2 protein-coding genes are annotated in these 3,841 nt (G+C 64.9%); one reads left to right on the top strand and one right to left on the bottom strand.

Annotated features, from left to right (window positions below; translation table 11 throughout):
• The first annotated feature begins 129 nt into the window (after window positions 1-129).
• Window positions 130-1,797 (top strand): ATP-binding protein, encoded by a 1,668-nt coding sequence (locus tag SAS01S_RS21635; protein WP_066813249.1) that lies wholly within the window; start codon window positions 130-132, stop codon window positions 1,795-1,797.
• Between the two features lie 248 nt (window positions 1,798-2,045).
• Here the strand turns inward: SAS01S_RS21635 and SAS01S_RS21640 are convergent, their stop codons facing one another.
• A complete protein-coding gene (locus SAS01S_RS21640) occupies window positions 2,046-3,569 on the bottom strand; it encodes a M23 family metallopeptidase (RefSeq protein ID WP_066813250.1) in 1,524 nt (507 codons plus the stop codon).
• Window positions 3,570-3,841 lie beyond the last annotated feature (272 nt).

Raw genomic sequence — 3,841 nt, forward strand, 5'->3', positions numbered from 1 at the left:
AAAACACGCGCTTCGTCCGGAACACGTCCAGCACGACGGCTAAGGCCGCGCCAGCCCGCTGTTAGCGATAGCAAACCCAATATTTACCCCTGATCTGTCATAGCGACTCGGAATGATCAGGGGATTCCGATGACCGAAATGCTGGGGGGTAGCGCATTCGCGCGGACGACGGCCGATGATACCGCCGCGCCGTCCCCCGCTCCGAGCCTCGGCAAGGAGATTGGCGGGCTGATCGAGATCGCCGGTTCGGGCGGCCAGGTGCTGTTCGATCCCGATGCCATTGCCAGCTATGCCGCCGATCCCGATCCGGTGCTGGCGTCGGCAGGGTCGGTCGGTGCGCAGGTCAAGATCCGCGTCGGCGCCTGCTGGATGATTGCCAATATCCGATCGCTGCGTTTGGTCGAGGCCGGTGTCCTGGCGCTGATCGACTTTCTCGGCGAAGGCGATGAGGAACGGCTGACCGGCAAGCTCTACAAATTCCGCCGCGGCGTCACGCGCTATCCCTCTCCGGGCGCGGCGGTGTTCCCGGTATCGACCGCCGACCTCAAGCAGATCTATGCCGCCGACGATCGCGCCCATATCGAGATCGGCACGGTCTATCCGACCAAGGACATCCGCGCCTCCCTCTATGTCGACGCGATGCTGGGCAAGCATTTCGCGCTGCTCGGCTCGACCGGTACCGGTAAATCGACCAGCGCCGCGCTGATCCTGCACAAGATCTGCGAGCTCGCGCCGCAGGGGCACATCGTGATGGTCGATCCGCACGGCGAATATTCGGCGGCGTTCCAGACCACCGGCGCGATCTACGACGTGTCGAACCTGCAGATGCCGTATTGGCTGATGAATTTCGAGGAACATTGCGAAGTGTTCCTGACGACGTCCAACTCCGAACGTCAGATCGACGCCGACATCCTGGCCAAATGCCTGCTCGCCGCGCGCGCCAAAGGACGGCTCGGGCAGGAGATCAGCAAACTGACGGTCGACGCCCCGGTGCCCTATCTGCTCAGCGACCTGACCAATCTCATCCAGCTCGAAATGGGCAAGATGGATCGCGCCGGCGACACCGCGCCCTATCTGCGGATCAAGACCAAGATCGACGAGATCAAGGCCGATCCGCGCTACAGCTTCATGTTCTCCGGCATGCTCGTCGCCGACACGATGCAGGATTTCATCAGCCGCGTGTTCCGCCTGCCCGGCGACGGCAAGCCGATCTCAATCATCGACGTGTCGGGCGTGCCGAGCGAAATCACCTCGGTGGTGGTCGCTGTCCTGTCGCGCATGGTGTTCGATTTCGCGATCTGGTCGCGCAACGAGGCGCGGCGCCCGATCCTGCTCGTCTGCGAGGAAGCGCACCGCTACATCCCCAATGAGCGCAACGCCGACGGATCGTCGGTCGGCAAGATCCTCAGCCGCATCGCCAAGGAAGGACGTAAGTACGGCGTCAGCCTGGGCCTGATCACGCAACGTCCGTCGGATCTGGCGGAAGGCGTGCTGTCGCAATGCGGCACGATCATCGCGATGCGCCTCAACAACGATCGCGACCAGGCGTTCGTCCGCGCCGCGATGCCGGAAGGCGCGCGCGGCTTCCTCGACACGATCCCGGCGCTGCGTAACCGCGAGTGCATCATTTGCGGCGAAGGCGTCGCCATCCCGATCCGCGTCGCGTTCGACGGGCTGGAGGCCAATAAGCGCCCGGCCTCGGACGATCCAATCTTCTCCACGTTGTGGCGCGAGACCGGCGGCGAGGATCAGATAATCGGCCGCACCATCCGCCGCTGGCGCTCGCAGGGCCGCTGATCGGGCCTACTGTCTGGGCCGATCGTCGGTGGCCGCTAGCGCGAAATAAGGCGCCTCACCGGCTTTGGCGCCCTTGTAATTTGGCCGTCATGCCGGGCTTGTCCCGGCATCCACTGTGCAGGTTAGCGAGAAGCATGAGCCTCTTGTACCGGGTGTGTTGCCGGTGGACCCCGGCACAACGCCGGGGTGACGGCTCAACTCGGTCGATTCGGCTCTGCGCGATTAAATTCCAGCGCCGCGAACCCGCGTCAGCCGGACTTGCGCGGCGTTCCCGGATGAACCGACAGCAATTCCGACACATGCGACTTGAACGCGCGCAATGCGGCGCCGGTCAGCGCGGCGACGCTCGAGAAGGAGAAGCCGCGCGGATTGACCACCTGGCCGCTGCGATAGACTTCGAAATGCAGATGCGGTCCGGTCGATAGCCCCGAATTGCCCGAATAAGCGACGATCTGGCCGCGGTGGACATGCTCGCCGTTGCGCACCAGCACCCGGCTCAAATGGCCATAGCCGGTGCCGACCCCGCCGCCCTGCGCCCGAATGCCGACGAAGCTGCCATAGCCGCCCTTGTAGCCGGCCCAATTCACAATGCCGTCGAACACCGCATAGACCGGCGACCCATAAGCGCAGGCGATGTCGATGCCCTTGTGCATCCGATAATAGCCGAGGATCGGGTGCAGCCGCATGCCGAAGGACGAGCTGATCCGGCCCGCGACCGGCAGGCCCATAAAGCCCTGGCGCTCGGTCTGGCCGCTGGCGTCGTACCAATCGCCATGGCCGTTGCCGTCATCCTCGTCCTCGTCCTCGTCGGCGTTGCGGCTCCACTTGACGAGCTGGACCTTGCGGCGGCCCATATCGAGCCCGGCGAACAGGATCTTGCCGAGTTCGACTTCGCCGGTCGCGGCGCGGCGCTGCGACAGCATGACGTCCCAGGTGTCGTCGGAGGCGACATCGCCGCCGATCGAGATCCGCGTCGCGATCGCCTTGATGTAATCGGCGGCGACGGTCGAAGGCACGCCGGCGGCACGCATCGATTTGTACAAGCTCGACCCGGCCAGGCCCTGAATGCGTAGCGGCGTGTCGTCGACCGCAATCGCCTGGCGATCCATCGTCAGGCCGTTGGCAGTGCGCTTGATCGTCAGGCGGAAATCGAACGCCGGCTGGAAGCTCAATTGTTCGAGCGGACGCGGATCGCTTTTCTTCTCGCGGCGGCCGAGCACGCCTTCGAACCGCGTTCCCGGCCGGATATTGTCGAGCGGCAGCGCGCCCGCGACCAGGTCGGCGACGCGGACGATATCGGTCTTGGCGGCGCCGGCGCGGCGCAGCAGCGTCGCCAGACTGTCGCCATCGCTCATCGCCGAGGCAAAGGCCTGGGTCGGGCGATCGGGGGTTTCGGCAAGCGGCCGCACCAGATCGGTCGCCGCCATGCGCTGACCGGTATCGGCGCCCAAGGCGAGCGGCGCGATCGATTGCGCACGAGCATTTTCCCATGCCTTGCCCTTGAGCGGCAAAGCGGACGCGGCGACCAGCGGATGGCCGATGCCCGGCGACAGCGCCCAGCACGCGCCAATCAACGCGGTGCAGGTGGCGAGCCCGCGGAACCAGTCGCGCGATCCGATCCGCGCGCCGAGATCGGGCGTCCAGTCGACCTGCGCCATCGAGGCACGCAGTCGGTCGGCGAAAGAGAGATCGGTGGTGAGGATGAGGGCGCGGCCGGTCGAGCTGGGAGCGGCGCCCCCTGATTGCTCATAATGCTCACTGCGCAGAAACACGACGAAACGTCCCCGTTACGTAATCGCCGATCCACCCCCGGCGCTGTCGAATCACTCTGCCGATGGGGTGTTAAAGTCAATTTAACCGCCCGCTCCTGCGCCGATCCGTGCGGTAAGCCGTGCAGCGCGAGGGATAAGCCCCATCTGGGGCGGAACTATTTCAAGTAACGGCAAATCCTGGAACTTTTGGCCACGGTGACTTGCCATAGGGACGATTACTTACGGACTCGCACGGTCTGTTTGGAAATGCGCCGCGGGCGCATTTCGCGGTG

Origin of the sequence: Sphingomonas asaccharolytica NBRC 15499 (assembly GCF_001598355.1) — a bacterium.
Lineage (GTDB): Bacteria > Pseudomonadota > Alphaproteobacteria > Sphingomonadales > Sphingomonadaceae > Sphingomonas > Sphingomonas asaccharolytica.

Bases quoted from the DNA above. Each gene is read 5' to 3' on its own strand.
- SAS01S_RS21635 (WP_066813249.1), top strand. From the start codon at position 130: ATGACCGAAATGCTGGGGGGTAGCGCATTCGCGCGGACGACGGCCGAT.